General features: G+C 34.0%; 24 protein-coding genes. 10 read left to right on the top strand and 14 right to left on the bottom strand.

What is annotated here, in order from left to right:
* Nucleotides 1-3: 3 nt before the first annotated feature.
* On the bottom strand, nucleotides 4-1068 hold the full coding sequence (gene serC / locus AC000W_RS04435; protein WP_474746403.1) for a 3-phosphoserine/phosphohydroxythreonine transaminase: 1065 nt from the start codon (nucleotides 1066-1068) through the stop codon (nucleotides 4-6).
* An 87-nt stretch (nucleotides 1069-1155) separates the two neighbouring features.
* Nucleotides 1156-2217 carry an acyl-CoA reductase gene (locus AC000W_RS04440; protein WP_474746405.1) on the bottom strand — a complete coding sequence of 354 codons (1062 nt, stop codon included), beginning with the start codon at nucleotides 2215-2217 and terminating at the stop codon, nucleotides 1156-1158.
* 67 nt (nucleotides 2218-2284) lie between these two features.
* Here AC000W_RS04440 and AC000W_RS04445 point away from each other — a divergent pair, with 67 nt between their 5' ends.
* Nucleotides 2285-2638, top strand: coding sequence for a 4Fe-4S dicluster domain-containing protein (locus AC000W_RS04445; protein WP_474746407.1), 354 nt, complete (start codon nucleotides 2285-2287; stop codon nucleotides 2636-2638).
* Nucleotides 2639-2710: 72 nt separating this feature from the next.
* Here the strand turns inward: AC000W_RS04445 and AC000W_RS04450 are convergent, their stop codons facing one another.
* A complete protein-coding gene (locus AC000W_RS04450) occupies nucleotides 2711-5488 on the bottom strand; it encodes a TonB-dependent receptor (RefSeq protein WP_474746408.1) in 2778 nt (925 codons plus the stop codon).
* Between the two features lie 255 nt (nucleotides 5489-5743).
* Between AC000W_RS04450 and ychF the strand changes: the two genes are divergently transcribed.
* The 5 genes from ychF to AC000W_RS04475 all read left to right on the top strand — a co-directional run bounded on the left by ychF (nucleotide 5744) and on the right by AC000W_RS04475 (nucleotide 13461).
* Nucleotides 5744-6838 (top strand): redox-regulated ATPase YchF, encoded by a 1095-nt coding sequence (ychF, locus tag AC000W_RS04455; RefSeq protein ID WP_474746410.1) that lies wholly within the window; start codon nucleotides 5744-5746, stop codon nucleotides 6836-6838.
* 71 nt (nucleotides 6839-6909) lie between these two features.
* Nucleotides 6910-7815, top strand: coding sequence for a DMT family transporter (locus tag AC000W_RS04460; protein ID WP_474746412.1), 906 nt, complete (start codon nucleotides 6910-6912; stop codon nucleotides 7813-7815).
* Between the two features lie 107 nt (nucleotides 7816-7922).
* Entirely contained in the window at nucleotides 7923-9785 is a 1863-nt protein-coding gene (locus AC000W_RS04465) for a DNA topoisomerase IV subunit B (protein WP_474746414.1), read from the top strand.
* Between the two features lie 25 nt (nucleotides 9786-9810).
* Nucleotides 9811-12441 (top strand): DNA gyrase/topoisomerase IV subunit A, encoded by a 2631-nt coding sequence (locus AC000W_RS04470; RefSeq protein WP_474746415.1) that lies wholly within the window; start codon nucleotides 9811-9813, stop codon nucleotides 12439-12441.
* 63 nt (nucleotides 12442-12504) lie between these two features.
* On the top strand, nucleotides 12505-13461 hold the full coding sequence (locus AC000W_RS04475) for a sterol desaturase family protein (RefSeq protein WP_474746417.1): 957 nt from the start codon (nucleotides 12505-12507) through the stop codon (nucleotides 13459-13461).
* A gap of 88 nt (nucleotides 13462-13549) precedes the next feature.
* Here the strand turns inward: AC000W_RS04475 and AC000W_RS04480 are convergent, their stop codons facing one another.
* The 3 genes from AC000W_RS04480 to AC000W_RS04490 form a co-directional block, all read right to left on the bottom strand.
* On the bottom strand, nucleotides 13550-14347 hold the full coding sequence (locus tag AC000W_RS04480; protein ID WP_474746419.1) for a TerC family protein: 798 nt from the start codon (nucleotides 14345-14347) through the stop codon (nucleotides 13550-13552).
* 2 nt (nucleotides 14348-14349) lie between these two features.
* Nucleotides 14350-14640, bottom strand: a complete 291-nt coding sequence (locus AC000W_RS04485) for a DNA topoisomerase IV (RefSeq protein ID WP_474746420.1) — start codon at nucleotides 14638-14640, stop codon at nucleotides 14350-14352.
* A gap of 135 nt (nucleotides 14641-14775) precedes the next feature.
* Nucleotides 14776-15138 (bottom strand): helix-turn-helix domain-containing protein, encoded by a 363-nt coding sequence (locus tag AC000W_RS04490; RefSeq protein ID WP_474746421.1) that lies wholly within the window; start codon nucleotides 15136-15138, stop codon nucleotides 14776-14778.
* 260 nt (nucleotides 15139-15398) lie between these two features.
* On the opposite strand from AC000W_RS04490, the gene AC000W_RS04495 reads away from it, so the two are divergent.
* The 3 genes from AC000W_RS04495 to AC000W_RS04505 all read left to right on the top strand — a co-directional run bounded on the left by AC000W_RS04495 (nucleotide 15399) and on the right by AC000W_RS04505 (nucleotide 17679).
* Nucleotides 15399-16508 carry a M14 family metallopeptidase gene (locus AC000W_RS04495; protein ID WP_474746423.1) on the top strand — a complete coding sequence of 370 codons (1110 nt, stop codon included), beginning with the start codon at nucleotides 15399-15401 and terminating at the stop codon, nucleotides 16506-16508.
* Between the two features lie 109 nt (nucleotides 16509-16617).
* The gene (locus tag AC000W_RS04500; protein WP_474746424.1) at nucleotides 16618-17097 is read left to right on the top strand and encodes an Lrp/AsnC family transcriptional regulator; all 480 of its coding nucleotides are present in this window, start codon (nucleotides 16618-16620) and stop codon (nucleotides 17095-17097) included.
* 63 nt (nucleotides 17098-17160) lie between these two features.
* Nucleotides 17161-17679: a DinB family protein gene (locus tag AC000W_RS04505; RefSeq protein WP_474746425.1), complete on the top strand. Its 519-nt coding sequence runs from the start codon at nucleotides 17161-17163 to the stop codon at nucleotides 17677-17679.
* A gap of 4 nt (nucleotides 17680-17683) precedes the next feature.
* On the opposite strand, the gene AC000W_RS04510 is transcribed toward AC000W_RS04505, so the two are convergent.
* Both AC000W_RS04510 and aroB read right to left on the bottom strand, forming a co-directional pair.
* Nucleotides 17684-18019 carry a hypothetical protein gene (locus tag AC000W_RS04510; RefSeq protein WP_474746427.1) on the bottom strand — a complete coding sequence of 112 codons (336 nt, stop codon included), beginning with the start codon at nucleotides 18017-18019 and terminating at the stop codon, nucleotides 17684-17686.
* A 96-nt stretch (nucleotides 18020-18115) separates the two neighbouring features.
* Nucleotides 18116-19177 carry a 3-dehydroquinate synthase gene (aroB, locus tag AC000W_RS04515; RefSeq protein WP_474746428.1) on the bottom strand — a complete coding sequence of 354 codons (1062 nt, stop codon included), beginning with the start codon at nucleotides 19175-19177 and terminating at the stop codon, nucleotides 18116-18118.
* 92 nt (nucleotides 19178-19269) lie between these two features.
* On the opposite strand from aroB, the gene AC000W_RS04520 reads away from it, so the two are divergent.
* Nucleotides 19270-20436: a proline dehydrogenase family protein gene (locus AC000W_RS04520; protein ID WP_474746430.1), complete on the top strand. Its 1167-nt coding sequence runs from the start codon at nucleotides 19270-19272 to the stop codon at nucleotides 20434-20436.
* On the opposite strand, the gene AC000W_RS04525 is transcribed toward AC000W_RS04520, so the two are convergent.
* The 6 genes from AC000W_RS04525 to porX form a co-directional block, all read right to left on the bottom strand.
* On the bottom strand, nucleotides 20433-20822 hold the full coding sequence (locus AC000W_RS04525; protein WP_474746431.1) for a DUF4258 domain-containing protein: 390 nt from the start codon (nucleotides 20820-20822) through the stop codon (nucleotides 20433-20435). The genes AC000W_RS04520 and AC000W_RS04525 overlap by 4 nt on opposite strands.
* Nucleotide 20823: 1 nt before the next feature.
* Entirely contained in the window at nucleotides 20824-22023 is a 1200-nt protein-coding gene (locus tag AC000W_RS04530; RefSeq protein ID WP_474746432.1) for an alanine dehydrogenase, read from the bottom strand.
* 58 nt (nucleotides 22024-22081) lie between these two features.
* Nucleotides 22082-22609, bottom strand: coding sequence for a hypothetical protein (locus tag AC000W_RS04535; protein WP_474746433.1), 528 nt, complete (start codon nucleotides 22607-22609; stop codon nucleotides 22082-22084).
* A 102-nt stretch (nucleotides 22610-22711) separates the two neighbouring features.
* The gene (locus tag AC000W_RS04540) at nucleotides 22712-22855 is read right to left on the bottom strand and encodes a hypothetical protein (RefSeq protein ID WP_474746435.1); all 144 of its coding nucleotides are present in this window, start codon (nucleotides 22853-22855) and stop codon (nucleotides 22712-22714) included.
* Nucleotides 22856-23050: 195 nt separating this feature from the next.
* Nucleotides 23051-23464, bottom strand: coding sequence for a tRNA (adenosine(37)-N6)-threonylcarbamoyltransferase complex ATPase subunit type 1 TsaE (tsaE, locus tag AC000W_RS04545; RefSeq protein WP_474746436.1), 414 nt, complete (start codon nucleotides 23462-23464; stop codon nucleotides 23051-23053).
* A gap of 6 nt (nucleotides 23465-23470) precedes the next feature.
* Nucleotides 23471-25015 carry a T9SS response regulator signal transducer PorX gene (porX, locus tag AC000W_RS04550; RefSeq protein ID WP_474746438.1) on the bottom strand — a complete coding sequence of 515 codons (1545 nt, stop codon included), beginning with the start codon at nucleotides 25013-25015 and terminating at the stop codon, nucleotides 23471-23473.
* Nucleotides 25016-25046 lie beyond the last annotated feature (31 nt).

Consider the following 25046-nt stretch of genomic DNA (forward strand, 5'->3'; position numbering starts at 1 on the left):
TGTTTATGCTTTTCTTTCCAATTCGCTCATAACATCTACCAGCGTACCAACACTTTCCAAGGACAAGGCATTGTACATAGATGCTCTATAGCCCCCAACAGATCTATGACCGTTTACACCACTTATTCCAGCTTCTTTCCACATTGAGTCAAAAGTGTCTTTTAATGACTCATCAACAAGATTAAAAGTTGCGTTCATATTAGAACGGTCTTCTTTGGCAGCAAAACCTTTGAAAAGGGGATTTAGTTCTATTTCAGAATAAATTAGCCTTGCTTTTTTCTCATTAATTTCTTCAATCGCAGCAATACCTCCCATATCTTTTAACCATTGCAAGGTTAACATAGATACATAAACAGGAAAGACTGACGGTGTGTTGAACATACTATCTTTACTAATATGCACATTATAATCTAACATAGATGGTATTTTGCGAGAAACTTTCCCAAGAATATCTTCTTTAACAACTACCATGGTAGTACCCGCTGGCCCCATGTTTTTTTGCGCTCCAGCATAAATTAAGTCAAATTGAGAGAAATCCAGTTCTCTAGAAAAAATGTCGGAGCTCATATCGCATATTAATGGAACGTTTGTCTTTGGAAATTCTTTGACCTGTGTTCCAAAAATAGTGTTGTTAGATGTAAGGTGTAAATAATCCAGATCTGATGGTATATCATACCCTTTTGGAATATAATTGAAGTTTTTATCTTCTGATGATGCCAACTCCACAGCGTCTCCAAACAATTTTGCTTCTTTAATAGCTTTAGCACTCCATGCTCCAGTATTTACATACCCAGCTTTGGTTTCCAATAAATTATACGCAACCATAAGAAACTCCATACTTGCGCCGCCTTGTAAAAATAGAGCTTGGTATCCCTTGTTCTTTAGTCCCATTAACTCCAAAACCAAGGACCTTGCTTTATCCATAATGGCTACAAATTCTGTACTACGATGGGAAATTTCTATCAATGAAAGCCCAATACCATCAAGTTCAATTACTGCTTCTGCAGCTTTTTTCATTACTTCTTGTGGTAATACACACGGACCAGCACTAAAATTATGTTTTTTCATTTTTTTACTGTTTTATTGGAATAAAATTAAGCAGTTAAAGGTCATAAAATATGTTGAAAGTATATAGACAAAATGCAATAAATTCTGTTATGTTCTTAACAAGAATTCAACAGTGTCCACACCATCGGCATAATCCATTAAAGATGGTATTTGTGTTTGCCCAAAAGAAACTTCACTTTCTAGAACCCCATTAGCGACAATACATTGGAGTTTTTCCTCATCTCTTCCTATTTTTTCTAGTATTTCTTTTTTAGAAGAATACCTTTCATAAAAAAGTGATGCAATGGGAGAGGAGTAACTTCTGTCTTCCTTTAAGATCAAAAACCCATTGTCCAATATCTTGAACTCACTCATTAAATAAACGGCTTTGTTATAATCATAGTTATTTGCATATTTTGCTCCATCTATTATTTTATTATAGGGATAAATAGCCTTGAAAAATGCATCAAAATTATAATCCACAGGCACAAATAATTTAGAAACACTGCGACAACCCAATCCATAGTATCTAAAAATATCTTCACCTAAAGCATGTAGTTGTTCTTTTGTTTCATCACCAGTTAAAACAGCAGTTGAGTTCCTGCTTTTTCTAATAATGTTTGGTTTGTTCCCAAAATAATGTTCAAAATAGCGAGCTGTATTGTTGCTTCCTGTAGCAATGACACAGTCATAATTCTGTAGTTTACCATCAGTAAAAATAATTTCACTTTTTAGGGTAGGTTCCACTGTAATTAAATAGTCGGCCAAAAAGGGGAGGAGTATATTATCATTGGACGATGTCTTTACCAAAACTTTGTTACCGGTAATCAACGCTGAAAGAAAATCATGAAAACCAACAAGAGGAATGTTGCCCGCCATAATAATGGCGACATTTTTTGGATCTATGTTTCTAAGGTCATATTTTTTTAACCATGTATTTAAATTACTTTCTGTTAGTAAATTACCCCAATTTACTATACTAAAGAGAATGTTTTCTTTGGTATACCAACCATTCTTATGTCCAGAAAGCTCTATTTTTTGCTCTAACTTAGAAAACCAGTCCTTATTAATTCCTACTATATCTATAGGTTTTTTAGAATATTCACAAAATTCTCGAAGAAACGCCCCAAGTTTAACAAAAGCTTTTAATCTAATAGCAAGGTCGGTCATTATATTTGTACAAGATTTTTATTGAGATTACCTTTGCACAAAAGTACGCATTTAGAAAAAGAAGAGTATGGCAATAATAATAACAGATGAATGTATAAATTGTGGAGCTTGTGAGCCAGAATGCCCAAACACTGCTATATATGAAGGCGCGGATGAATGGCGATACGGTGATGGAACATCATTGAAAGGTGATTTAGTATTGCCAAACGGGAAAGCCGTAAACGCAGAGGATGCTCAAGAACCTATAAGTGATGAATTGTATTATATTTCTCCTGATAAATGCACAGAATGTATGGGTTTCCATGAGGAACCACAGTGTGCTGCCGTATGTCCTGTAGATTGCTGCATACCAGATGAAGATCATGTTGAAACAGAAGAAGTGTTATTAGGGAAACAGCGGTTTATGCATCCTGAGGATTAAATTTATGAATATAGTATATAAAAAAACCCACTTAATATAATTAGGTGGGCTTTTTATTTAAACACTATTTTGTTAGAACTTGTAGTTCAAAGATAAATTTAGCATTGTGCCCAATTGACTAAAATGGTACCCATCATAGGTCATTTGAGAATAACGTTGGTTGAACGTAATTAAGTTTGATTGGTTTTGAACCTGAGCAGCATCGGCTAAAAGAGCATCACCAGCAGAATTTTTAGATATAAAACTCCACTCTGGTAATACATTTAACAAGTTATTTATGTTCAATGCTATTGTGAATTTTTCCGTTGCGTTGAAATTCACACCTAAATCAGTAACTATTTTTGGTGTAAATTCAGTAAATATATCATTGCTCATACCTTGTTGTTGGAATGTAGTTTTTCCGAAATAGGTATTGTTCAATGAAAAACCAAATTTATCAACATCATAATTAGCACCTAAAATCCATTTTGTTTTTGGTCGTGATGTAAAGAACAATGCTTCTTGCGTATCATTCACAACTGATTGTCCTGCTTGCTCTACCAATTCTGGATTTTTGACCGCTCCATCACGTTCATTTTGGATGGTGTAGTTTCCAGATAAGTTAAGACCTAAGTTACCATTACCAAGTTCAATATTCTTATATCCAAGCACTACATCAATACCAGAAGTCTTTGTGTCTATTGCATTTGAAAAGAAACTAACATCACTTAGATTGTTACCTGCCAAAAGAATATCCAGTTGATTGGTTGGGTCTCCACTTGGGCCAATCTCTGTACCTAAAACAATTCTATCTTTTACAGCAATATTATAGTAATCAAATGTATAGCTGAAGTTATTAGCAACTTTACCTCCAAAACCTACAGTGAAGTTGTTTGAAGTTTCAGCATCAAGCTGGGCAATACCCAATAATTTTGCTTGGGTAGAAACATTGTTAATTAACCCACCCACTTGAATACCTTGACCAGGAACAAAACTATACTGTGCCTTTTGAGTATATATTTGATGTAAGGTAGGGGCTCTAAAGCCAGAAGACACAGACCCTCTTAATGTAAATGCATCACTTACTTTATATCGAGAACTAAATTTGTATACAAAAGCATTTCCGAAATCAGAATAGTTCTCAGTTCTTATAGTTCCACTTAATAAGAAATCATCAGTTACATCATAATCCAAACTAAAGTAGCCACCTATATTGTATCTATTGAATTTCCCAGAATTTTGAGGAGAAGCACCAGCAAATGAATCTGCACCACCACCATCGTAAGAAGCCAATTCACCTTCGATAACTTCAAAAGTTTCTGTTCTAAACTCGGCACCAACACCAATACTTACTTTGTCAGATAGTATTCTTGAGATATCTATGTTACCAACATTATGAGAAAATTTTGTTCCTCCTGGATCAAATGATTGCTGGCTATTTTCCCTGTATAATTGTGCGCCTTCAGTAACCTCACCGTCATCAATAACCCCATTAGAATTGGCATCCACCCATGTTGATGGAGAATATACAACATTTCGGTTATGACTTTGATTTACTTTATATGTTTGAAGGTTTCCACCAGTTGTAAAACTAGCATCAATATTCCAATCGTTTATTGTTGACTTAAATCCAACTGTACCATTATAATCACTTAATAAACCTTCAAAAGTAGGCACATATCCATCATAAGATCCATTTGGTCCATTAGGGAAAAAATCCGCTAAGTATGGAAAATCAGCTTCTGTTCTCCAATAAGGAGTTCTATAATTGGCAAAACTGTTTACCGCTTTATAAACATAAGCAGCATTGGCATATAAGGTTGTATTCTCACTTAAGTTATGCCCAAAGTTCACAGAAAATTTTGCTGCAGCTGTTTCTGGGGAACCATTAATGTTACCAGCATCTGGCTTTCTAGACAAGAATTCTTGTACATCTGCAATATCAGCACCAAAATCCCCCGCTTCACCTGCTGCATCTACTGTTCCAGGTCTGTTTGCTAAATTTACTTTGGATAAATCAACAGTATAATTTACAAATCCCTTGTCTTCTCCAATAGATGAACCATTGTTTAAAGCAACACCAAACATTTCACCATCACCTTCAGAAGTAATTCCTGCTCTAATTGTGGCAGAACCTTCATTTGGAGAATCTTTTAAAATAATATTCATTACACCAGCAATGGCATCAGAACCATATTGGGCAGAAGCTCCATCTCTTAGGATTTCTACTCTTTTAATCGCATCTGTTGGTATGGCAGAAATATCTGCACCAGTTTCACCTCGTCCGGGAGAGGTTTGTGTATAGAGAAGAGCACTTAAGTTCTTTCTCTTTCCGTTAATCAAAATCAAAGTTCTACTTGGTCCCATATTACGTATTTCGTATGGATCCAATAATGAAGTTGCATCATTTACGGGTGTTTGTACGGTATTAAATGATGGTATTCTATACTGCAAGGCTTTATCAAATGTCGCCTGCCCCGTAGAGTTTAACTCCTTTACGCCAACTACATCAACTGGTAGTGGTGTATCAGTATTACTACGAGGTGCTGTACGAGAACCTACTACAATAAATTCCTCTAACTGAACTCCTTCTGATAAAACCGCGTTTACCGTAGAACGACCAGATACTTGTAGCTCACTAGAGCCATAGCCAATATAGCTAAAAACCAAAGTGGCATTATCACCGACTTCAATTGTATAATTACCATCAAAATCTGTTGTAGTACCATTTGACGTACCTTTTTCAACAATATTGACGCCAACGAGTGGGACTCCGCTATCGTCTTTAACAGATCCATTTACGGAGTTCTGCGCAAATAATGTTGAAGCACTGATTAATAAAAAAAGTGTGAGTGTGTAAGTTAATTTCATAAAAATTTAGTTTTAATGTGAATCGGTAATGATATGGAATTAACAGGAGAATACTTCCATTTTATGTAAAAAATGACTTTATCTTTAAAATTCATGAAACATTCGTAATGATTTTGGTTTCTAGTCAAGAATATTTTGCCATAAATGAAAAATCTTTAAATAAAATGTATTTATAGTGGATAGATGGTTATTTTGAAATATTTATTGCCGTCCATATATACATCTCCTATATTTGCACGTTCAAAATAATTATACATGAAAGCTGGTATTGTAGGATTGCCAAACGTTGGAAAATCAACCCTTTTTAATTGCCTTTCAAATGCAAAGGCTCAAAGTGCCAATTTCCCTTTTTGTACAATTGAACCCAACATAGGGGTCGTAAACGTGCCAGATGACCGATTAGAAAAATTAGAAGAGTTAGTAAATCCAGAACGGGTAATACCGGCAACTGTGGAGATTGTTGACATTGCTGGATTGGTAAAGGGAGCAAGTAAAGGCGAAGGATTGGGAAATCAGTTTTTAGGAAACATTAGAGAGACCGATGCTATCTTACATGTTCTACGATGTTTTGATAATGATAATATTGTTCATGTAGATGGCTCAGTTGACCCAATTAGGGACAAGGAAACAATAGATATGGAACTCCAATTGAAGGATTTGGAAACTGTTGAAAAAAAACTGGATAAAGTAAAACGTGCCGCTAAAACAGGAAATAAAGAAGCGCAGAAAGAAGAAGTTGTTCTTTTAAAATTGAAAAATGGATTGGAAGCTGGGACTTCCGTACGAGCTATAGAAATTGAAAAAGAAGATAGAATAGAGTTTGTAAAGCCATTACAGTTTATAACCGATAAACCTGTAATGTATGTCTGTAATGTGGATGAAGGAGCTGCAGTGGATGGAAACGACTATGTGAATAAAGTAAAAGCAACCGTTGCAAATGAAAATGCAGAGGTTGTTGTCTTAGCAGTAGGGACCGAAGCGGATATAACGGAGTTGGAAACTTATGAGGAGCGACAAATGTTCTTGGAGGATTTGGGATTATCAGAACCTGGCTCTGCAAAACTAATTCGTGGTGCATATAAACTTTTGAATTTAGAAACCTATTTTACAGCGGGAGTAAAAGAAGTCCGTGCTTGGACAATTCCCGTTGGCGCAACTGCCCCACAAGCTGCGGGTGTTATTCACACCGATTTTGAAAAAGGGTTTATTAGGGCCGAAGTCATTGCGTACAACGATTATGTTACTTATGGTACGGAAGCCAAAGTTAAGGAAGCGGGCAAGATGCGTGTTGAGGGCAAAGAATATATAGTTAAAGATGGTGATGTTATGCATTTTAGGTTTAATGTATAACCTATTTCTGAACATCGTATTTTTCTAATATTTTTCATTATTCTCAAAGTATACATCTTTAGTTTTGTTGTATGCTAAAAAAACCTTCTACTTCTCTAGGAGTACTATTCGCCATTCTTGGTGTGGTCCTGTTTTCTGCCAAAGCCATTATGGTAAAACTAGCATATAAGTACGGTATTGATACTGTCACGCTACTTTTTTTTAGAATGATATTTGCCCTTCCATTTTATTTGGTTATTGCTTTTTGGAAAAAACCATTACACCCAAAGGAAATAAAGACCAAGGATTATCTATGGATTGCCTTTTTTGGTTTTGTTGGTTATTATTTGGCCAGCTTGTTCGATTTTGAAGGTCTGCAATTTATAAAGGCGGGGTTGGAAAGAATCATTTTGTTTATTTATCCAACTTTGGTGGTGCTTTTATCATGGTTGTTTTTTAAGAAGAAGATTACTAAAAATCAAATTTTAGCCATTTTGGTTACTTATTTTGGTATAGTGGTGGTTTTTTGGAATGAAATAGGACTTACTGGTGATGCGGTTCTTTGGGGTGGGTTTCTTATTTTCCTTAGTGCACTTACATATGCACTCTATTTAGTAGGTAGTGGATGGCTCATTCCAAAGTTCGGATCAGTTAGTTTTACAGCCTATGCCATGATAGCATCCACAATATATGTTGTGGCAAACTACCTACTTATTGCAGATTATTCAATGTTGTTTTCTTACCCCATGGAAGTTTACCTGCTTGGTCTTGCAATGGCAATATTTTCTACATTGATACCTTCTTTTTTGGTTTCTGAAGCAATTAATAGGTTAGGTGCATCAACGTTTTCAATTTTTGGAAGCTTGGGACCAATATCCACAATTATCTTGGCATATTTCTTTTTGGATGAAAAAATCTCTATTATTCAAATAGTAGGAATGCTCATTGTAATTTTTGGTGTTACACTGGTTTCTCAAAAAAAAGAAGGAAAAAGTTAGCCTATCAACAAAATATAGGCTTTGATTGTTAATTACTTTAAGGATTAGGTGTTTTATCTTTTTGCCACACTTCCTATATTAGCAGACCTACATACCAAAACTATTTAATGGCAGGAAATACACAATATACCGAAGACAATATACGCTCCTTGGACTGGAAAGAGCATATTCGTATGCGTCCAGGTATGTATATTGGAAAGTTAGGTGATGGATCTTCCGCGGATGATGGAATTTACATTCTACTAAAAGAAGTCATTGATAACTGTATCGATGAATTTGTGATGGGAGCAGGGAAGACCATTGAAATCAGTATCAAGGATAATGTTGTAAATGTACGAGATTATGGTCGTGGCATTCCCTTGGGGAAAGTTGTGGATGTTGTCTCAAAGATGAACACTGGCGGAAAGTACGATTCCCGTGCTTTTAAAAAATCTGTTGGACTAAATGGAGTTGGGACAAAGGCAGTTAATGCACTTTCAACTTTTTTTAAAGTAGAATCCAGTAGGGAAAATCAATTAAAAACTGCAGAATTCCACCAAGGAAATTTAGTTGTAGAGGAAGGTCCAATGGAAACTTCCAAAAGAAAAGGAACTAAAGTTTCCTTTACTCCAGACGAAGTCATTTTTAAAAAATACAAGTATAGGAATGAGTACATAGAGCGAATGCTTAAGAACTATGTCTACTTAAACCCAGGACTTACTATCCTTTTTAATGGTGAAAAATTTCATTCTGAGAATGGACTTAGGGATTTGTTGGAGGATAACAATAATATGGAAGATATGCTCTATCCCATCATCCATTTGCGAGGAGATGATATAGAAGTAGCTTTAACACATAGTAAAACTCAATATAGCGAGGAGTATCATTCTTTTGTTAATGGACAACATACAACACAAGGAGGAACACATTTAACAGCTTTTAGGGAAGCCCTGGTGAGAACTATTCGTGACTTTTATGGAAAGAATTACGACCCATCTGATATTAGAAAATCAATAATTTCCGCTATTTCTATCAAGGTAATGGAACCTGTTTTTGAGAGTCAAACTAAAACAAAGTTGGGTTCTACAGATATGGGCGGCGATTTGCCAACGGTGCGAACATATATTAATGATTTTGTTGGAAAATACCTAGATAATTTCTTGCATAAGAACCCCGAAACTGCAGATAAAATTCAGCGTAAAATTGTACAGGCAGAAAAAGAGCGCAAAGAATTATCTGGTATTAGAAAACTTGCTAGGGATAGGGCAAAAAAAGCAAGTCTTCACAACAAAAAATTACGCGATTGTAGAGTACATCTTGGTGACTTAAAGAAAGATAGACGTTTGGAGAGTACTTTGTTTATTACAGAGGGTGATTCTGCATCAGGTTCCATAACCAAATCCAGGGATGTAAATACTCAGGCAGTATTTAGCCTTAGGGGCAAGCCACTTAATTCATACGGCATGTCCAAAAAGATTGTTTATGAGAATGAGGAATTTAATCTTTTACAGGCAGCATTGAACATAGAAGAATCCATGGAGGATTTACGGTATAATAATATTGTGATTGCCACGGATGCGGATGTAGATGGTATGCACATACGCTTGCTATTGATTACCTTCTTTTTGCAGTTCTTTCCAGAATTGATAAAAGAAAACCACCTATACATTTTGCAAACCCCATTATTTAGGGTTCGTAATAAAAAAGAAACCATATATTGTTACAGTGATGAAGAACGTAAGGCAGCAATAGAAAAATTAACAGGAAAACCTGAAATTACCAGATTTAAAGGTCTAGGAGAGATTTCACCAGATGAATTTCAACATTTTATTGGTGATGATATTAGATTAGAACCGGTAATGTTAGATAAGTCCATGTCCATTGAGGATTTATTGGCATTTTATATGGGCAAGAATACTCCAGATCGTCAAAAATTTATTATTAATAATTTGAAGGTGGAACTGGATTTAGTTGACGAAAACCAATTATAAACCAAAATAATTTGAGTCTTTCTTTATGGAAGAAAATGAAGAGTTGAACGAAGCACATATAAACCAAGAGGATTCTCATGATAGCCTTACTAGGGTTACGGGAATGTATAAGGACTGGTTTTTGGATTATGCTTCCTATGTAATCTTAGAAAGAGCTGTCCCAGCCATTGAAGATGGTTTTAAGCCTGTGCAAAGAAGAATAATGCACTCACTTAAAGAGTTAGATGATGGCAGGTACAATAAAGTGGCCAATGTCGTTGGTCATACCATGCAATACCATCCTCATGGTGATGCTAGTATTGCAGATGCCATGGTGCAAATAGGGCAAAAAGATTTGTTAATTGATACCCAAGGAAACTGGGGAAATATATTAACAGGAGATAGAGCTGCAGCATCTAGATATATAGAAGCACGACTTTCTAAATTTGCCTTAGAGGTGATTTTTAGTCCTAAGATCACAGAATGGCAATTATCCTATGATGGAAGAAAAAAAGAACCAGTAAACCTTCCTGTAAAATTCCCATTACTTTTAACGCAAGGAGCAGAAGGCATTGCTGTTGGCCTTTCTACCAAAATTCTTCCACATAATTTTAATGAGGTAATAGACGCTGCCGTAAAACATTTAAAAGGACAACGTTTTACTTTGTTCCCAGATTTTCCTACTTCTGGAATTATTGATGTCAGTAATTATAATGATGGACTTAGAGGAGGTAAAATAAGAGTTAGAGCTAAAATATCGCAGTATGATAAGAACACTTTAGTCATTAATGAAATTCCATACGGTACTAATACATCTTCTTTAATTGACTCTATTCTTAAAGCAAATGAGAAGGGAAAAATAAAAGTTAAGAAAATTGAGGACAATACAGCTGCAGAAGTTGAAATATTGGTGCACATTCCTTCTGGAATTTCTCCCGACAAAACCATTGATGCTCTTTATGCATTTACTGCTTGTGAATCTTCCATTTCTCCCTTAGGCTGTATCATTGAAGACAATAAGCCATTATTTATTGGCGTAACAGAAATGTTGAAACACTCTGTTGCCAATACAGTGGAGTTATTAAGGGCCGAATTGGAAATTCAGTTAAGTGAACTAGAAGAGCAATGGCATTTTACTTCTTTAGAACGTATTTTTATTGAAAACAGAATTTACCGGGACATTGAAGAAGAAGAAACATGGGAAGGGGTAATTAGTGCCATTGATAAAGGTTTAAAGCCGTACACCAAGCATTTAAAACGCGCAGTTACAGAAGATGATATTGTACGTTTAACGGAAATCCGAATTAAAAGAATTTCAAAATTTGATTTAGATAAAGCGCAACAACAATTAGATGCTCTTGAAGAGCGAATAGCAGAAACAAAACACCATTTGGCTAACATCGTAGATTTTGCCATAGATTATTTTAAAAATCTTAAAAAGAAATATGGTAAAGGAAGAGAACGTAAATCCGAAATTCGAATTTTTGATGATATTGAAGCTACAAAAGTGGTCATTAGAAATACAAAACTTTATGTAAATAGGGAAGAGGGCTTTGTTGGAACATCTTTAAGAAGAGATGAATATGTAACTGATTGTAGTGACATTGACGATATTATTGTTTTTACAAAAGATGGTAAAATGATGGTCACTAAAGTAGATGCCAAAACATTCATTGGTAAAAACATAATTCATGTTGCTGTCTTTAAAAAGAAAGACAACCGTACTGTATACAATATGGTCTATAAAGATGGTAGAGGTGGCCCCAGTTATATAAAAAGATTTACAGTGACCTCTATTACAAGGGATAAACTGTATGATTTAACCACAGGGAAAGCTAATTCAGATGTGCTCTACTTTACTGCCAACCTTAATGGAGAAGCACAAGTAATAACAGTTCTTTTAAGACAAGCAGGGAGTATTAAAAAATTAAAATGGGATTTGGATTTTTCTGATGTTCTTATAAAAGGAAGAGCTTCAAAAGGAAATATTGTTACAAAATACTCCATAAAACGAATTGAGTTTAAGGAACAAGGCGTATCCACCTTAAAACCGCGAAAAATTTGGTTTGATGACATTGTAAGACGTTTAAATGTTGATGGTAGGGGAGAACTATTGGGAGAATTTAAAGGGGATGATTTATTACTGATTGTTACACAAAAAGGAGTGGCAAAAACAATTCTACCAGATTTGAACAATCATTTTGAAGAAGATATGATTGTTTTGGAAAAATGGAATCCAAAGAAGCCACTTTCAGCAATTTATTATGACGGGGAAAAAGATAGATATTACGTAAAACGGTTCATAATAGAAAATGAAAACAAAGAAGATTTGTTTATTTCTGAGCATTCTAAGTCGTTTTTAGAACTTATTTCTACAGATTGGAGGCCTGTTGCAGAGATTGAATTTGTAAAGCCAAGAGGAAAAGAAGCAAAACCAAACGTCACAGTTGATTTAGAAGATTTTATTTCTATAAAAGGAATAAAAGCAATGGGTAATCAATTAACTTCTGATAAAGTTAGGAATATCAATGCTTTAGACCCCTTACCTTATAAAGAACCTCAAAAAAATGAACCAGAAGATATAGAGGTTGTAGATGAAGAAGATGTCACTGAAACAAAAAATAATGAAAGTGATACTACACAAAACGGGAATTCTGAACAACCAACCTTATTTTAGCATAAAATAATGACCAGATACCCTTACCTTTTTAATAGTATATTTGCAAAAATTTAACCATAGATGGATTTTACAAACCCCCTGGTATATGGCGTACCGTGTTTTATTGCCTTTATTTTATTAGAACTTACTTATAGTAAAACACATGGTGATGACCATTTATATAATTGGAAAGACCTTGCTGCAAGTGGTTTTATGGGGGTTGGATCAGCTATCCTAGCACCCTTGCTAAAGGTGGCTTATACCATTGTCCTTTTTAAATTTGTTTACGGTCTTTTTAACCCAGAAGTTGATGGTGTGGCAACAAATATTCTTGGGTTTAAATCCTTTGGATATGCGTGGTATATTTGGTTGTTGTGTCAATTGGCTGATGATTTTACATATTATTGGTTTCATAGAGCCAATCATGAGATAAGAATTCTTTGGGCTGCCCATATTGTTCACCATTCTTCGGATAATTTTAATTTAGGTACAGCAGTGCGTAATGGGTGGTTTACAATAGTTTATAAACCACTCTTTTATATGTGGATGCCTGCCGTTGGTTTCCCAGTGGAAATGGTTATGGTTTGTTTGGGAATAGAAGCCCTATGGCAATTTCAATTACATTCTGTTTATGTTCCAAAAATGGGAATTATAGAAAAGTTTATGAATACCCATACCATGCACCAAGTACACCATGCACAAAATGTGGAATATTTGGATAAAAACCATGGGGGCTTTCTAAATATTTTTGATAAGATTTTTGGTACTTGGAAAGAATTAGATGATGATATTGATGTTAAATATGGTGTAATCCATGCGCCAGAATCTTATAACCCAATTGTTATATTGACCCATGAGTTTAAGGATATTTGGAATGATACCAAAAAATCCAAAAAACTGTCCCATAAACTCATGTATATTTTTGGACCTCCAGGCTGGAGCCATGATGGCAGTACCATGACAGTAAAACAACAGCAACGAATGTTTAAAGAACAGAAATCCAAAAACCCTAAAGTTGCTTTTAGTAGACCTAATTAAGGTCGCTTCAAATAATTGTTTTATATGTTCTTGGCTATGAACATGTTCGGATATCAATTCTCATTCTTAACGAATATTGGTGTTATTCTTACCCCTCAACCACATCCTTTTTACGAATTCTCATATTAAAGAATTCCACCAATAAGGAGAAGGCTATGGCAAAGTATAAATAGCCTTTTGGAATGGTGCCCACTTCATTGCCAAATACCACTAAATGGGATATATGTGCAGCTTCGGCAATTAGCATAAAACCAATTAAGATTAAAAAAGAAAGCCCTAATACCTGTATAGAAGGGTGCTTGTTTACAAATTCTCCTACTGGGTTTGCAAACAACATCATAATTATCACAGATATAACAACTGCAATTATCATTAACACCAAGGCATCATTTGGATTGGGAGATATGCCATTTGTCATACCTATTGCTGTAAGAATAGAATCAAAGGAGAATACAATATTTATAATAGTTATCTGCAATATGGCTTTTGCTAGCGTATTGGACCGGTGTTTTGTAACTTCTCTTTCATCGTGTCCTTTATCCTCAATTTTCTCATGAATTTCATGGGTGCTTTTATAAATTAAAAAGAGTCCTCCAGCGAATAAAATTAGTGCCTGCCAACTTATTCCGCCGTTAATCCAAGATTCACTAAAAACCAAAAATGGTTTCTTTAATGATGTAAGCCATGTTATTCCAAATAAAAGAAGAATTCTAAAAACCATTGCGAGAACAAGGCCTATGTTAGTCGCTTTTCTTCTATTGCCTTTCTCTAATTTACCGGCAGCTATAGATATAAAAATAATATTATCTATTCCCAATACTATTTCTAAAAAAGTCAATGTTAATAAAGCTATCCAGGCATCTGGACTTGTAAAGATTTCAAACATGGCTAGTTAGTTTTAATGACTGTTCCTTTAGATTTTTTAGTGTCTCCCACAATGTTGTACTCAAAAATATAAGAATTTTTGGTTGTGGACAATATTTTCATGTGGATGGACTTTTCTTCTGCCATTGATTTAGGATTCAATTTTTTCACAATATACTCACAATCGTTGATCCACCTTACAGAGGAAGTGTCTGCCTTTCCATTATAATAATCAATTTCAATATCATTGCTCCTCGTAAAAGTGGTGGTTTGTTCCTCCCCATTTATTACAGAGGTAAAGGTAAAAGTTCCCATTTTAAAGTCTTTGCACTCCCTTTGGGGTTGATAACAAGAAGTTGCAGATAACAAAACTATACAGATGAAAAATGCTCTATAAATCATACCTGCAAATTAAAGTAAATAATATAATGTGATAATGGAATCCTGAGCTTATTTGGGTGTAAAAGATTCAAAACTATTGTTTTTGTAAAAAATAACAATCTTATCAATCTGTTTAGAGACCGATTCATCTTTATTGGAGTCCGTATTTAAAATAGGAGCAAGGTCTTTAGTGGTAATCTCTTTGTCCTTAGGAAAAACACCTTTTCCCAATAGAAGCCAATAGAGGTCAACCTCTGGAAAAACAGTAACAATTTTTAGGACAAAATCCAAACTAGGCTTGTTTCTTCCGGTAAGTAAATGGGAGATACTGGACCGTTGCACTTTAATTTTATCTGCCATCCCAGAGGCAGAAATCCCATAGAATTTCATGATTGCTTCTAATCTAGTAATAAAATCTTCAGGGTTTATCATTGTAACTATTTTAAGCAAAAATATCTATATATTCCACTAAAACTTGTAGTATTTAATTAAATCGTTACTTCTTATTTAACTATATAAATGATTGATATATAATAATATAAATATGATTTATTAGAAATAATGATTTATGCGATTACAAATCTATATTAAATACTAAATAAGTATATTTTTTGTATACAAATGTAAATAATAATATTACACTTGTAATCTAAATCGTAAGTACTTTTGCTTTTTGGGAATTAGTTTGTTGTATGCAGAAATTAGAAATTGACTATTTAAAAATAAAAGAGGAATCTATTAAAGGACGTTATGTTACCAACGAGCATATTTTTCCATATCTAGAAAAAATATCAGAAAAATATGTTCTAAAGACAATTGGAACATCAGTATTAAAGAGGCCTATTAAAATGGTTTCTATTGGCAATGGTCCTACAAAGATTTTAATGTGGTCTCAAATGCATGGCAATGAATCCACAACTACGCGTGCTCTTTTGGATTTTATTAATTTTTTAGGTACTGATAATGAAATGGCACAAGCCATCAAAGTCAATTGTACGCTACAGATTGTCCCCATTTTAAATCCAGATGGAGCAGAAGCATATACCCGTGTTAATGCCAACCAAGTAGATTTAAATAGGGATGCCCAAAACCTTAGTCAACCAGAAAGTATTGTTTTACGCCAAGCTTATGAAAAATTCGCACCACATTTTTGTTATAATCTTCATGGGCAACGGACTATTTTTAGTGTAGGTGAGACCAACAAACCGGCCACTGTTTCTTTTCTAACCCCTTCACAAGATGAGGAAAGAAGTGTTACATCTAGTCGAGTTAGAAGTATGCAGATAATTTCCACTATGAATGAGCAATTGCAAGGATACATTCCCGAACAAGTTGGCAGGTATGACGATTCTTTTAATGCTAACTGTGTGGGCGATACGTTCCAGATGTTGAATACGCCAACTATTTTATTTGAAGCAGGTCATTATCCTAATGACTATGAAAGGGAAATTACTAGAGAGTATATATTTTATGCACTGGTTTCGGGAACAAATTCAATCGCATTAAATACTTTCAATGAACATTCTGAGAAAGACTACTTTGACATACCTGAAAATGGTAAACTGTTTTTTGATGTTCTAATTAAAAACCCCCACATATTAAATGCTAAATATAGTTCTGACGACAACATTGGCATTCTGTATAAAGAGGTTTTAAATAATGGTATAGTTCATTTTGAACCATATGCAGCGGAAATAGGGGAACTAGCTAATTATTATGGGCATAAGACATTCGATTGTTCCATAAAAAGGGATTTAGCTAGTTTGCAGAATGATGTAGAACTGAACTCAGCAATAAAATAATTCGTTTTATTCAACCTATTCACCGTTCTATTGCACTTTTTCTAAAAAAATAGAAGATTTGTTGAATTTAATTTCTTAAAGTATTATTTTTGGATAAAATTTTCTTAAAATGAGCAAAGTAAAATTAGACGAAATAGACCACCAGATTCTGGACATGTTGATAGACAATACCAGGACACCATTTACAGATATTGCAAAAAAATTATTAATATCCGCTGGTACTGTACATGTTAGAGTAAAGAAGATGGAAGAAGCCGACATTATAAAAGGATCTTCCTTAACATTGGATTATGTTAAACTTGGATATGCCTTTATTGCTTATGTGGGTATTTACTTGGAAAAAACGCATCAAACAAAATTTGTTTTGGAAAGGTTGAATCAAATCCCATATGTAACAGTGGCACACATTACTACTGGAAAATTCAATATTTTTTGTAAAATTAGAGCTAAGGACACCACACATGCAAAAAATATAATTTTTAAGATTGATGATATTGATGGTATTAGCAGAACAGAAACAATGATTTCTCTTGAAGAGAGCATCAATGATAAGAAACGTTTAATGCACTCTATTTTTAATGAATTGTAGAGAGTATAATTTATAATCATAAATCCTATGCATTCTATGTATAGGATTTTTTTATTTTCTAACATGAAATTATCTGAATTAAAGGCTATCGAATTTGCAGCTTTTTATGGTACCTATCTAGCTAAGCTGAGCAAGAACTCAGAATTAATGAATGAATTGAAGAAAGGCAAGCATGATTTAATACTATTAATGGATTCAATGCCGACTGATAAATTGCTTTTTAGTTATGGTGCTGATAAGTGGACAGTCGCAGAAGTATTATTGCACATTATTGATACAGAGCGTATATTCTTATACAGGGCATTACGATTTGGAAGAGGTGATACGACACCTTTGTCCGGTTTTGAACAGGATGATTATGTTATAGGGTCTAATGCAAATGATAGAAGTATTGATGAATTAAAAAATGAATATATAGCAGTAAGAGATTCTTCAATCACCATGTTTCAACAATTAACTAATGAACAGTTAAAACTTACTGGTACTGCAAGTAATCTTATTTGGAGTGTCGCAGGCTTGGGTTTTGCAATTTCAGGTCACCAAAAGCACCATGTTGATATTCTAAAGGAGCGATACTTGTAATTATTTAATCCAATTCTTCATCCAAATCATTTTCACGATTCATTTCTAAAACAGAATCATTGGATAAAGTATTTTCTTCAGTCGCTTCCTTTTCTGGTTTAGCTTCTAATTCCTTTTCTATAACGTGGTCAAAGTTTGCAATGAAGTTAGATAGGCTTTTACTTATTTTAACTAAATAAACAGCATCTTCAGTTTTTAACTCAACGGCTTCAATAATTTCTCCCTTCGCATTCTTAAATGCAATAATATCATCATCACCATATCCATGGGGATAAGTATCTATTAGTAAAGCACCAATCTCATGGTTTAGCTTTTTGTAATCAATTAATACACGCATCATAGTTTAGTTGGTTTTGTTATTCCATTCTAAACTAGAAATTAATTCTCTCTGTAAGCTTAAAGAGTTGTAAAACAGTTATTTTAGTATACGTAGAGGTTATTCTTGGTAGTATGTAAAAGCTTTATGAAATAATTCATGTGGAACTTGAGCATCAATTACAGTTTTTCCAATATTATTGAGCAGTACAAAATTGACATTGCCATGAGAATTTTTCTTATCAAACTTTAATAGTTCAAGAATATTTTTGATGTCATCGTTCGAGAAAACCACCTTGGGGTATTTGGACAAAAACACTTTTTTAATATCAGCCAGCTCATTCTCTGGCAAGTCTATGAGTTTATTAGATAAATAGGCTTCCAATATCATACCTATTGCTATTGCCTCACCATGCAATAATAATTCATGTTCATTACTTTCAAGAAAATAAGATTCTATGGCATGGCCTAAAGTGTGTCCAAAATTTAATATTTTCCTTAAGTTTTGCTCCGTAGGGTCTTGGAGTACAACCTCGTTCTTCATTAAAACTGACTCATGAATGAGTTTATCCAAACCATTATAACTGGTAACTTCTTTAAGTTTCTCCCAATATTGTTCGCTTTTAATTAATCCATGCTTCAACATTTCTGCAAAACCACTTCTTAATTGTCTTTCCCCAAGAGTTTCTAAAAAATTAGAAATGATCAACACCATCACTGGCTGGTTTATAACTCCTATTTGATTTTTTAGCATCCCCAAATCAACACCAGTTTTTCCACCTACAGATGCATCAACCATGGACAAAAGGGTAGTAGGAATATTTATAAAATCTATACCTCTTTTAAATGTTGATGCTACAAAACCACCAAGATCAGTGATAACGCCTCCTCCAAGATTAATCATTAAGCTCTTTCTATCTGCATCTAAATCCGACATGGCTTCCCAAACCTGGGTACAGGTTTCAATATTCTTATGAATTTCACCCGATTCTATTTCAATGATTTCAAAATGACAATCTACAGTAATATTGGACATGAGTTTTGCCAAACAGTATTCATGTGTATTCTCATCAACCATAATAAACACTTTAGAATAGTTTGCGTTTTCCAAATGCGTATTAAGCATGGAATAGGCTACAGAATTAAAGTGAACGGCATACGATGATGAAATAATAGAATCCATTTTATAATTTTAAGCATACAAAATAAAGGTTATTTTTATTGATAGGAATACTATTTCTGTAATTATATTTGATTCGTAACAAATTTTAATCAATGGAAGGGATTTTTGAAAATACCAAAACGGCTTTTGCATTAAAAACCGATTCTGAGTTGGAGCGCGCCTATTTCTTGTTTAAAATGATAGCGAATGAACCACTGGTTAAAATTGGCACATTGGCCACCAATTTTGCCATTAAAGCACATTTGCCAGTTGAAGGACTAATACGAGCAACAGTTTTTGACCATTTTTGCGGAGGGGTAAATGAAGAGGATTGCCTGCCACTTATTGATAGAATGTATGGAAAAGGAGTGTGCTCGGTTTTGGACTATTCGGTTGAGGGTAAAGAAGAGGAAGCGCAATTTGATTTAGCGTTGGATAAAATTTTGCATATATTAAATTTTGTAAAAGAAAAAGATGCCATTCCTTTTGCGGTATTTAAACCAACGGGGTTTGGAAGGTTTAAACTTTTTGAAAAAGTAAGTGCTAACAAAGAACTTACAGATGGAGAAGCCATAGAATGGCAAAGAGTAATAAATAGATTTGATAAAGTATGCAAGAAAGCATTTGAAATGGATGTTTCTCTTTTGGTAGATGGGGAAGAAAGTTGGATGCAAGATGCGGCCGATTATATGGTAGAGGAGATGATGATGAAGTACAATACAAAAAAGGCTATTGTTTTTAACACCCTGCAAATGTATCGTTGGGATAGGATGGATTACTTGGAAAAACTCTATCAAAAAGCTGCTAAAAATAATTTTAAAATAGGAGTAAAAGTGGTGCGTGGTGCTTATATGGAAAAAGAAGCCAAGCGCGCTGAAGAAATGAAATACCCAACCCCTATTTGTGCTTCAAAACAAGCAACAGACGATAATTTTAATAATGCGGTCAACTATATAATAAACCATTTAGATATTATTTCAATTTTTGCAGGCACACATAATGAGGAAAGTTCATATAGATTGGTAGAGCTATTAGAATCTAAAGGAATTGCCAATAATGATGAAAGAGTGTGGTTTGGGCAACTGTTTGGAATGAGTGACCACATTTCATTCAATTTAGCAAACAAAGGCTACAATGTCGCTAAATATTTGCCTTTTGGACCAGTTAGAGATGTTATGCCGTATTTAATTAGAAGGGCAGAGGAAAATACTTCGGTGGCTGGGCAAACAAATAGAGAATTGGAATTATTAAAAAAAGAACGGAAAAGAAGAAAAATTTAATCTTGTGACAGTTTTAAACTATTGACTGTTACTTTGGATGTACAGTTAATTACTTCTAAAAAAGTTTCATTTCCATTTAAATCCCCTGCAATCACATAGGTTTTACATGGTTTGGATTTAGTATTGCTGTTTCCAAAATCAACTTTACCATCTGTAAGGAAAGAAACAATATCTGTTGAGTCCAACGCCTTCTCCTGTAACATATTATTAATTTCATCTGAGTAATACAGTGGTTTGGAACGCATATCTTTTAGTACTCTACAGTTAGGAAAATAGCAAAATTCCGTGCCAGTGCCTTCTGCTTTTTTCTTAAGAAAGAGCGTTAAGAACACAATACCAATAGATAATCCAACTAGATAAAATCCAATCCTTTTTAACAATGCCATTTTAAAATATTAGAAAGTTGATATCGCTATAAGATAAGTCAAACCAATTGCCAACAGATTTATTTGTTAAGATACCGTGATACATATAAAGACCATTTCTTAGCCCTTTGTCAAAACGCAATGAATTTTCCAAGCCACCATCTTCACCAATTTTTAATAAATAAGGAGTAAAAATATTACTAATGGAGATAGAAGAAGTTTTTGGATAACGAGACGGAATGTTTGGCACGCCATAGTGTACAACTCCAGACTTTGTAATCGTTGGTTTGTCATGACTCGTTATTTCACTTGTTTCAAAACACCCACCCATATCAATACTTACATCAATAATTACAGCACCTTTTTTCATGTGTTCTACCATGGTGCTAGAAACAACTACAGGAGAGCGGTCTTTACCACGTGTAGCACCAATAGCTACATCACAACGTTTTAGTGCTTTTAATAAATTTTTTGGTTGAATAGTGGAAGTGTACACTGTCTGTTTAAGGTTGGTCTGTATGCTACGTAATTTGGTGATGGAATTATCAAACACTTTAACATTGGCACCTAGTCCAATAGCAGATCGTGCAGCGAATTCTCCAACAGTACCAGCACCTATAATAACAACCTCTACAGGAGGTACTCCGCTAATATTACCGAACATTAGACCGTTTCCATTGTTTGTTGTGGCCATTATTTCGGATGCAATTAATACAGAAGAGATACCGGCAATTTCACTTAATGACCTCACAGCTGGGTATTTTCCTTCATCATCCCTAATATACTCAAAGGCGATGGCAGTAATTCTTTTCTTTGCCAATTCTTCAAAATATTCCTTGGTCTGTGTTTTTATTTGTAAAGCCGAAATAACAGTAGTCTGAGGGTTTATCAACTGAATTTCTGATAGAGTAGGAGGTTCCACTTTTAAAAGTAATGGACATGAAAATACTTTTTTTCTATCCTTTGTTATTTCAGCACCAGCATTTGTATAGTTAATGTCGGAATAATCAGCTCCTTCACCTGCACCAGATTCAATTAGCACTCGATGTCCATGAGCTGTAATGGCATTGATGGCATCTGGTGTTAGGCATATTCTTTTTTCTTGGTATTGGTTTTCTTTTGGAATACCAATAAAAAGTTCCCCTTTTTGTTTTAAGATTTCTAAGGTTTCTTCTTGTGGAAGTAATTGTTGTTTGCTAAACGGTGAAGAGGGTTGGTTCATATATATAATCTTTGGCTTCTATTAAAGAAAAACCAATATAACCAAAATTACGATTTTTTTATTCTACTTCTGCCTCTTCTCTTAAACGTTCTTTTTCTTTAAGTTCTTTAAGTTCGGCATCCATAGCATCTAAATCTATACCGTGTACATGCTTGTCATATAGCTTTACCCTTATAAAATAGACAAAAGGAATAACAACCATACATACAGGTAAGAGCCACATGATATTTTCAGTATCTACAAAATCACTTTCAGAAAAAACACCTTCATAAATCTGAAAGGCATACATAAGCATTGGAATCAAAATAATATGATACCACCAATGCTTACATGTAAAAAACCAAATCACTAATAAATAAAAAGGTACAATCTTTCCTAAAAGAAACCATATATATATATTTATATTCGGATACCCATTTTTGTCAATTATAATCCCAAATATGTTTAAAGAAGCCTCAGGGTCACTAGTGACATATTCATGCAAATTAAAAACAAAAGGAGAAATAATAATTAAGAATACCATAAAGGAATCTATAATTATCCTTTTTCTTGCGCTTTTTCCCTTTTCAGTAATATTCCTGCCCATTTAAGTAAAAAAAATTGTTCACATATTGAAACGCAAAAAAGGGCAATTTATGATTGCCCTTTTATAATAATATAATAAATTAAGTAATCTTAACTTACTTAATTACTTTTTTTTATCACCGTTTATCAATTTTGTTTTATCAACACCTTGCTCATAAGCGTTGTCATCAGCAGTGTTTGGAGTACAAGAAGCTCCAATTAACATTAAACATGCCATAAATCCAAATAAAATTCTTTTCGTGTTCATCGTCCTGAGGGTTTTTAATTAAAGATTTGATTCATTTTCAATACAAATGTAGGAAAAATTCTTTTATCAATTTGTATTTCAACAGTAAAAATAAGCACTTTAACGTAAAAATCAAGCATTTAATCGATTTTTTTACATTTCATCGAAAAGAATGCAATAAAACCAGTCATCTGATGATGATTCTTCAACACTATTTTAACCTCTGAGTATCAGGCCTCTAGTTTTTTTACCTAAAATTTCAATAAAAACTTCGGTTTTATCATCAGGAAGTAAAGATTTTATCATCTCGGGCCACTCAATTAGTATCCAAACATCAGAATTCAAATAATCTTCTAAACCTAAATCCAATGCTTCTGCTTCATTATTCAACCTATAAAAGTCAAAATGATAGGCCAACAACCCACCTTCTTCATCAAAATATTCATTAACGATACCGTAAGTTGGACTATTTGGTTGGTCAATACTTCCTAACTCTTTTATTAACTCCTTAATCAATGTGGTTTTACCAGAACCCATTTCTCCATAAAAACAGATGGTTTTAGATTTTGATGTGGTGAGTATTTTTTTTACAACCTCTGGTAGTTGATTTTCGGTATAAGTAATCTGCATTTAAATCTATCTAGGTTCCAAAACTACGAAAGGGATAATCATTTCTTCTAAAGATACACCGCCATGCTGGTAGGTATTTCTATAATAGCCAACATAATGATTATAGTTGTTTGGGTAAGCAAAGAAGAAATCATTTTTGGCAAAAATAAAAGAACTGCTCATATTAATACTTGGCAAATGAATTTCTTTTGGGTTTTTGGACGCCAAGACTTCTTTGTCATTATATGTTAAGCTTCTGCCAGTTTTATACCTTAAATTAAGGCTAGTTTCTCTATCCCCAACCACTTTAGATGGCTGCTTAACATTTATAGTACCATGGTCCGTTGTTATAATCAATTTTAATCCCATTGTTTGTGCTTGTTGAATAATTTCTAGCAAAGGGGAATTTCTAAACCAGCTTTGGGTTAATGATCTATAGGCTTTGTCATTAGACGCTAGTTCTTTTATTACTTCCATCTCCGTCCTAGAATGTGAAAGCATATCCACAAAATTGTACACAATGACAGTTAAATCGTTTTCTTTTTGCGACTTAAAATTTTGAGAAAGATGCTTCCCTTGTTTTAAGCTACTTATCTTATGGTACTCCCATTTGAAGTCTAACCCAAGGCGTTTTAATTGCTCACCAAGAAACTTATCTTCAAAAAGGTTTTTACCTCCTTCATCAGTATCATTTTTCCACCAATTGGGATACTTCTTTTCCATATCCAGCGGTGTAAGTCCCGAGAAAATAGCATTTCTAGCATATTGCGTGGCTGTAGGCAAAATGCTATAAAAGGTTTTCTCCTTACTTTTTTTATAATAGGCATTTAGTCCTTCTTCAAAAGCAAACCATTGATCGTACCTTAAATTATCTATAACAATTAATAATGTTTGCTCATTTTTTATTTCTGGATGTACCCATTCTTTAAAAAGTGTATGAGACATTACAGGAGCATCATCTGAGTTAAACCAGCTGGTATAATTTTTTTCTACAAACTTTCCAAAATGATTATTAGCCTCTGTTTTCTGTGATTCCAATATTTCGAACATGCTAGAATCTTCAATCTCTTCTAATTGAAGTTCCCAATAAATTAATTTTTTATACAGCTCTGCCCATTCTTCAAACGTGTTTACCATAGACAAGTCCATGGCAATTTTTCTAAATTCTTGCTGATAATTAGAAGTAGTTTTTTCCGACACCAATCTGGAGTTGTCCAAAGTCTTCTTAAGTGATAATAAGATTTGGTTTGGGTTTACAGGTTTTATAAGATAATCCGCTATTTTGGACCCAATAGCTTCTTCCATTATGTACTCTTCCTCACTTTTGGTAATCATAACCACTGGGAGAGTAGCATCAATAATCTTAATTTCATTAAGGGTTTCCAAACCAGAAATCCCAGGCATGTTTTCATCCAAGAAAACAATATCAAATCTATTTTGAGTTAATTCTTCCAATGCTTCCTGCCCGCTTTGGCATGTGGTAACATTGTAGTTTTTTTCTTCTAGAAAAAGGATATGTGGCTTCATGTATTCTATTTCATCATCTACCCAAAGTATTGTGATCTTGCTCATTTAGTGCTTATATTTGTTTTGTAAAAGAAAC

Source organism: Saonia sp., assembly GCF_056326165.1.

What these genes read in the sequence shown, in the direction of transcription:
- tsaE (WP_474746436.1), bottom strand. Translation starts at nt 23,464, where the DNA reads ATGCAGATTACTTATACCGAAAATCAACTACCAGAGGTTGTAAAAAAA.
- AC000W_RS04460 (WP_474746412.1), top strand. Translation starts at nt 6,910, where the DNA reads ATGCTAAAAAAACCTTCTACTTCTCTAGGAGTACTATTCGCCATTCTT.
- AC000W_RS04475 (WP_474746417.1), top strand. Translation starts at nt 12,505, where the DNA reads ATGGATTTTACAAACCCCCTGGTATATGGCGTACCGTGTTTTATTGCC.
- AC000W_RS04490 (WP_474746421.1), bottom strand. Translation starts at nt 15,138, where the DNA reads ATGATAAACCCTGAAGATTTTATTACTAGATTAGAAGCAATCATGAAA.
- AC000W_RS04480 (WP_474746419.1), bottom strand. Translation starts at nt 14,347, where the DNA reads ATGTTTGAAATCTTTACAAGTCCAGATGCCTGGATAGCTTTATTAACA.
- AC000W_RS04535 (WP_474746433.1), bottom strand. Translation starts at nt 22,609, where the DNA reads ATGGGCAGGAATATTACTGAAAAGGGAAAAAGCGCAAGAAAAAGGATA.
- AC000W_RS04465 (WP_474746414.1), top strand. Translation starts at nt 7,923, where the DNA reads ATGGCAGGAAATACACAATATACCGAAGACAATATACGCTCCTTGGAC.
- aroB (WP_474746428.1), bottom strand. Translation starts at nt 19,177, where the DNA reads ATGGATTCTATTATTTCATCATCGTATGCCGTTCACTTTAATTCTGTA.
- AC000W_RS04450 (WP_474746408.1), bottom strand. Translation starts at nt 5,488, where the DNA reads ATGAAATTAACTTACACACTCACACTTTTTTTATTAATCAGTGCTTCA.
- AC000W_RS04505 (WP_474746425.1), top strand. Translation starts at nt 17,161, where the DNA reads ATGAAATTATCTGAATTAAAGGCTATCGAATTTGCAGCTTTTTATGGT.
- AC000W_RS04525 (WP_474746431.1), bottom strand. Translation starts at nt 20,822, where the DNA reads ATGGCATTGTTAAAAAGGATTGGATTTTATCTAGTTGGATTATCTATT.
- AC000W_RS04510 (WP_474746427.1), bottom strand. Translation starts at nt 18,019, where the DNA reads ATGATGCGTGTATTAATTGATTACAAAAAGCTAAACCATGAGATTGGT.
- AC000W_RS04440 (WP_474746405.1), bottom strand. Translation starts at nt 2,217, where the DNA reads ATGACCGACCTTGCTATTAGATTAAAAGCTTTTGTTAAACTTGGGGCG.
- AC000W_RS04520 (WP_474746430.1), top strand. Translation starts at nt 19,270, where the DNA reads ATGGAAGGGATTTTTGAAAATACCAAAACGGCTTTTGCATTAAAAACC.
- AC000W_RS04495 (WP_474746423.1), top strand. Translation starts at nt 15,399, where the DNA reads ATGCAGAAATTAGAAATTGACTATTTAAAAATAAAAGAGGAATCTATT.
- AC000W_RS04500 (WP_474746424.1), top strand. Translation starts at nt 16,618, where the DNA reads ATGAGCAAAGTAAAATTAGACGAAATAGACCACCAGATTCTGGACATG.
- AC000W_RS04530 (WP_474746432.1), bottom strand. Translation starts at nt 22,023, where the DNA reads ATGAACCAACCCTCTTCACCGTTTAGCAAACAACAATTACTTCCACAA.
- AC000W_RS04540 (WP_474746435.1), bottom strand. Translation starts at nt 22,855, where the DNA reads ATGAACACGAAAAGAATTTTATTTGGATTTATGGCATGTTTAATGTTA.
- AC000W_RS04445 (WP_474746407.1), top strand. Translation starts at nt 2,285, where the DNA reads ATGGCAATAATAATAACAGATGAATGTATAAATTGTGGAGCTTGTGAG.
- serC (WP_474746403.1), bottom strand. Translation starts at nt 1,068, where the DNA reads ATGAAAAAACATAATTTTAGTGCTGGTCCGTGTGTATTACCACAAGAA.
- AC000W_RS04470 (WP_474746415.1), top strand. Translation starts at nt 9,811, where the DNA reads ATGGAAGAAAATGAAGAGTTGAACGAAGCACATATAAACCAAGAGGAT.
- porX (WP_474746438.1), bottom strand. Translation starts at nt 25,015, where the DNA reads ATGAGCAAGATCACAATACTTTGGGTAGATGATGAAATAGAATACATG.
- AC000W_RS04485 (WP_474746420.1), bottom strand. Translation starts at nt 14,640, where the DNA reads ATGGGAACTTTTACCTTTACCTCTGTAATAAATGGGGAGGAACAAACC.
- ychF (WP_474746410.1), top strand. Translation starts at nt 5,744, where the DNA reads ATGAAAGCTGGTATTGTAGGATTGCCAAACGTTGGAAAATCAACCCTT.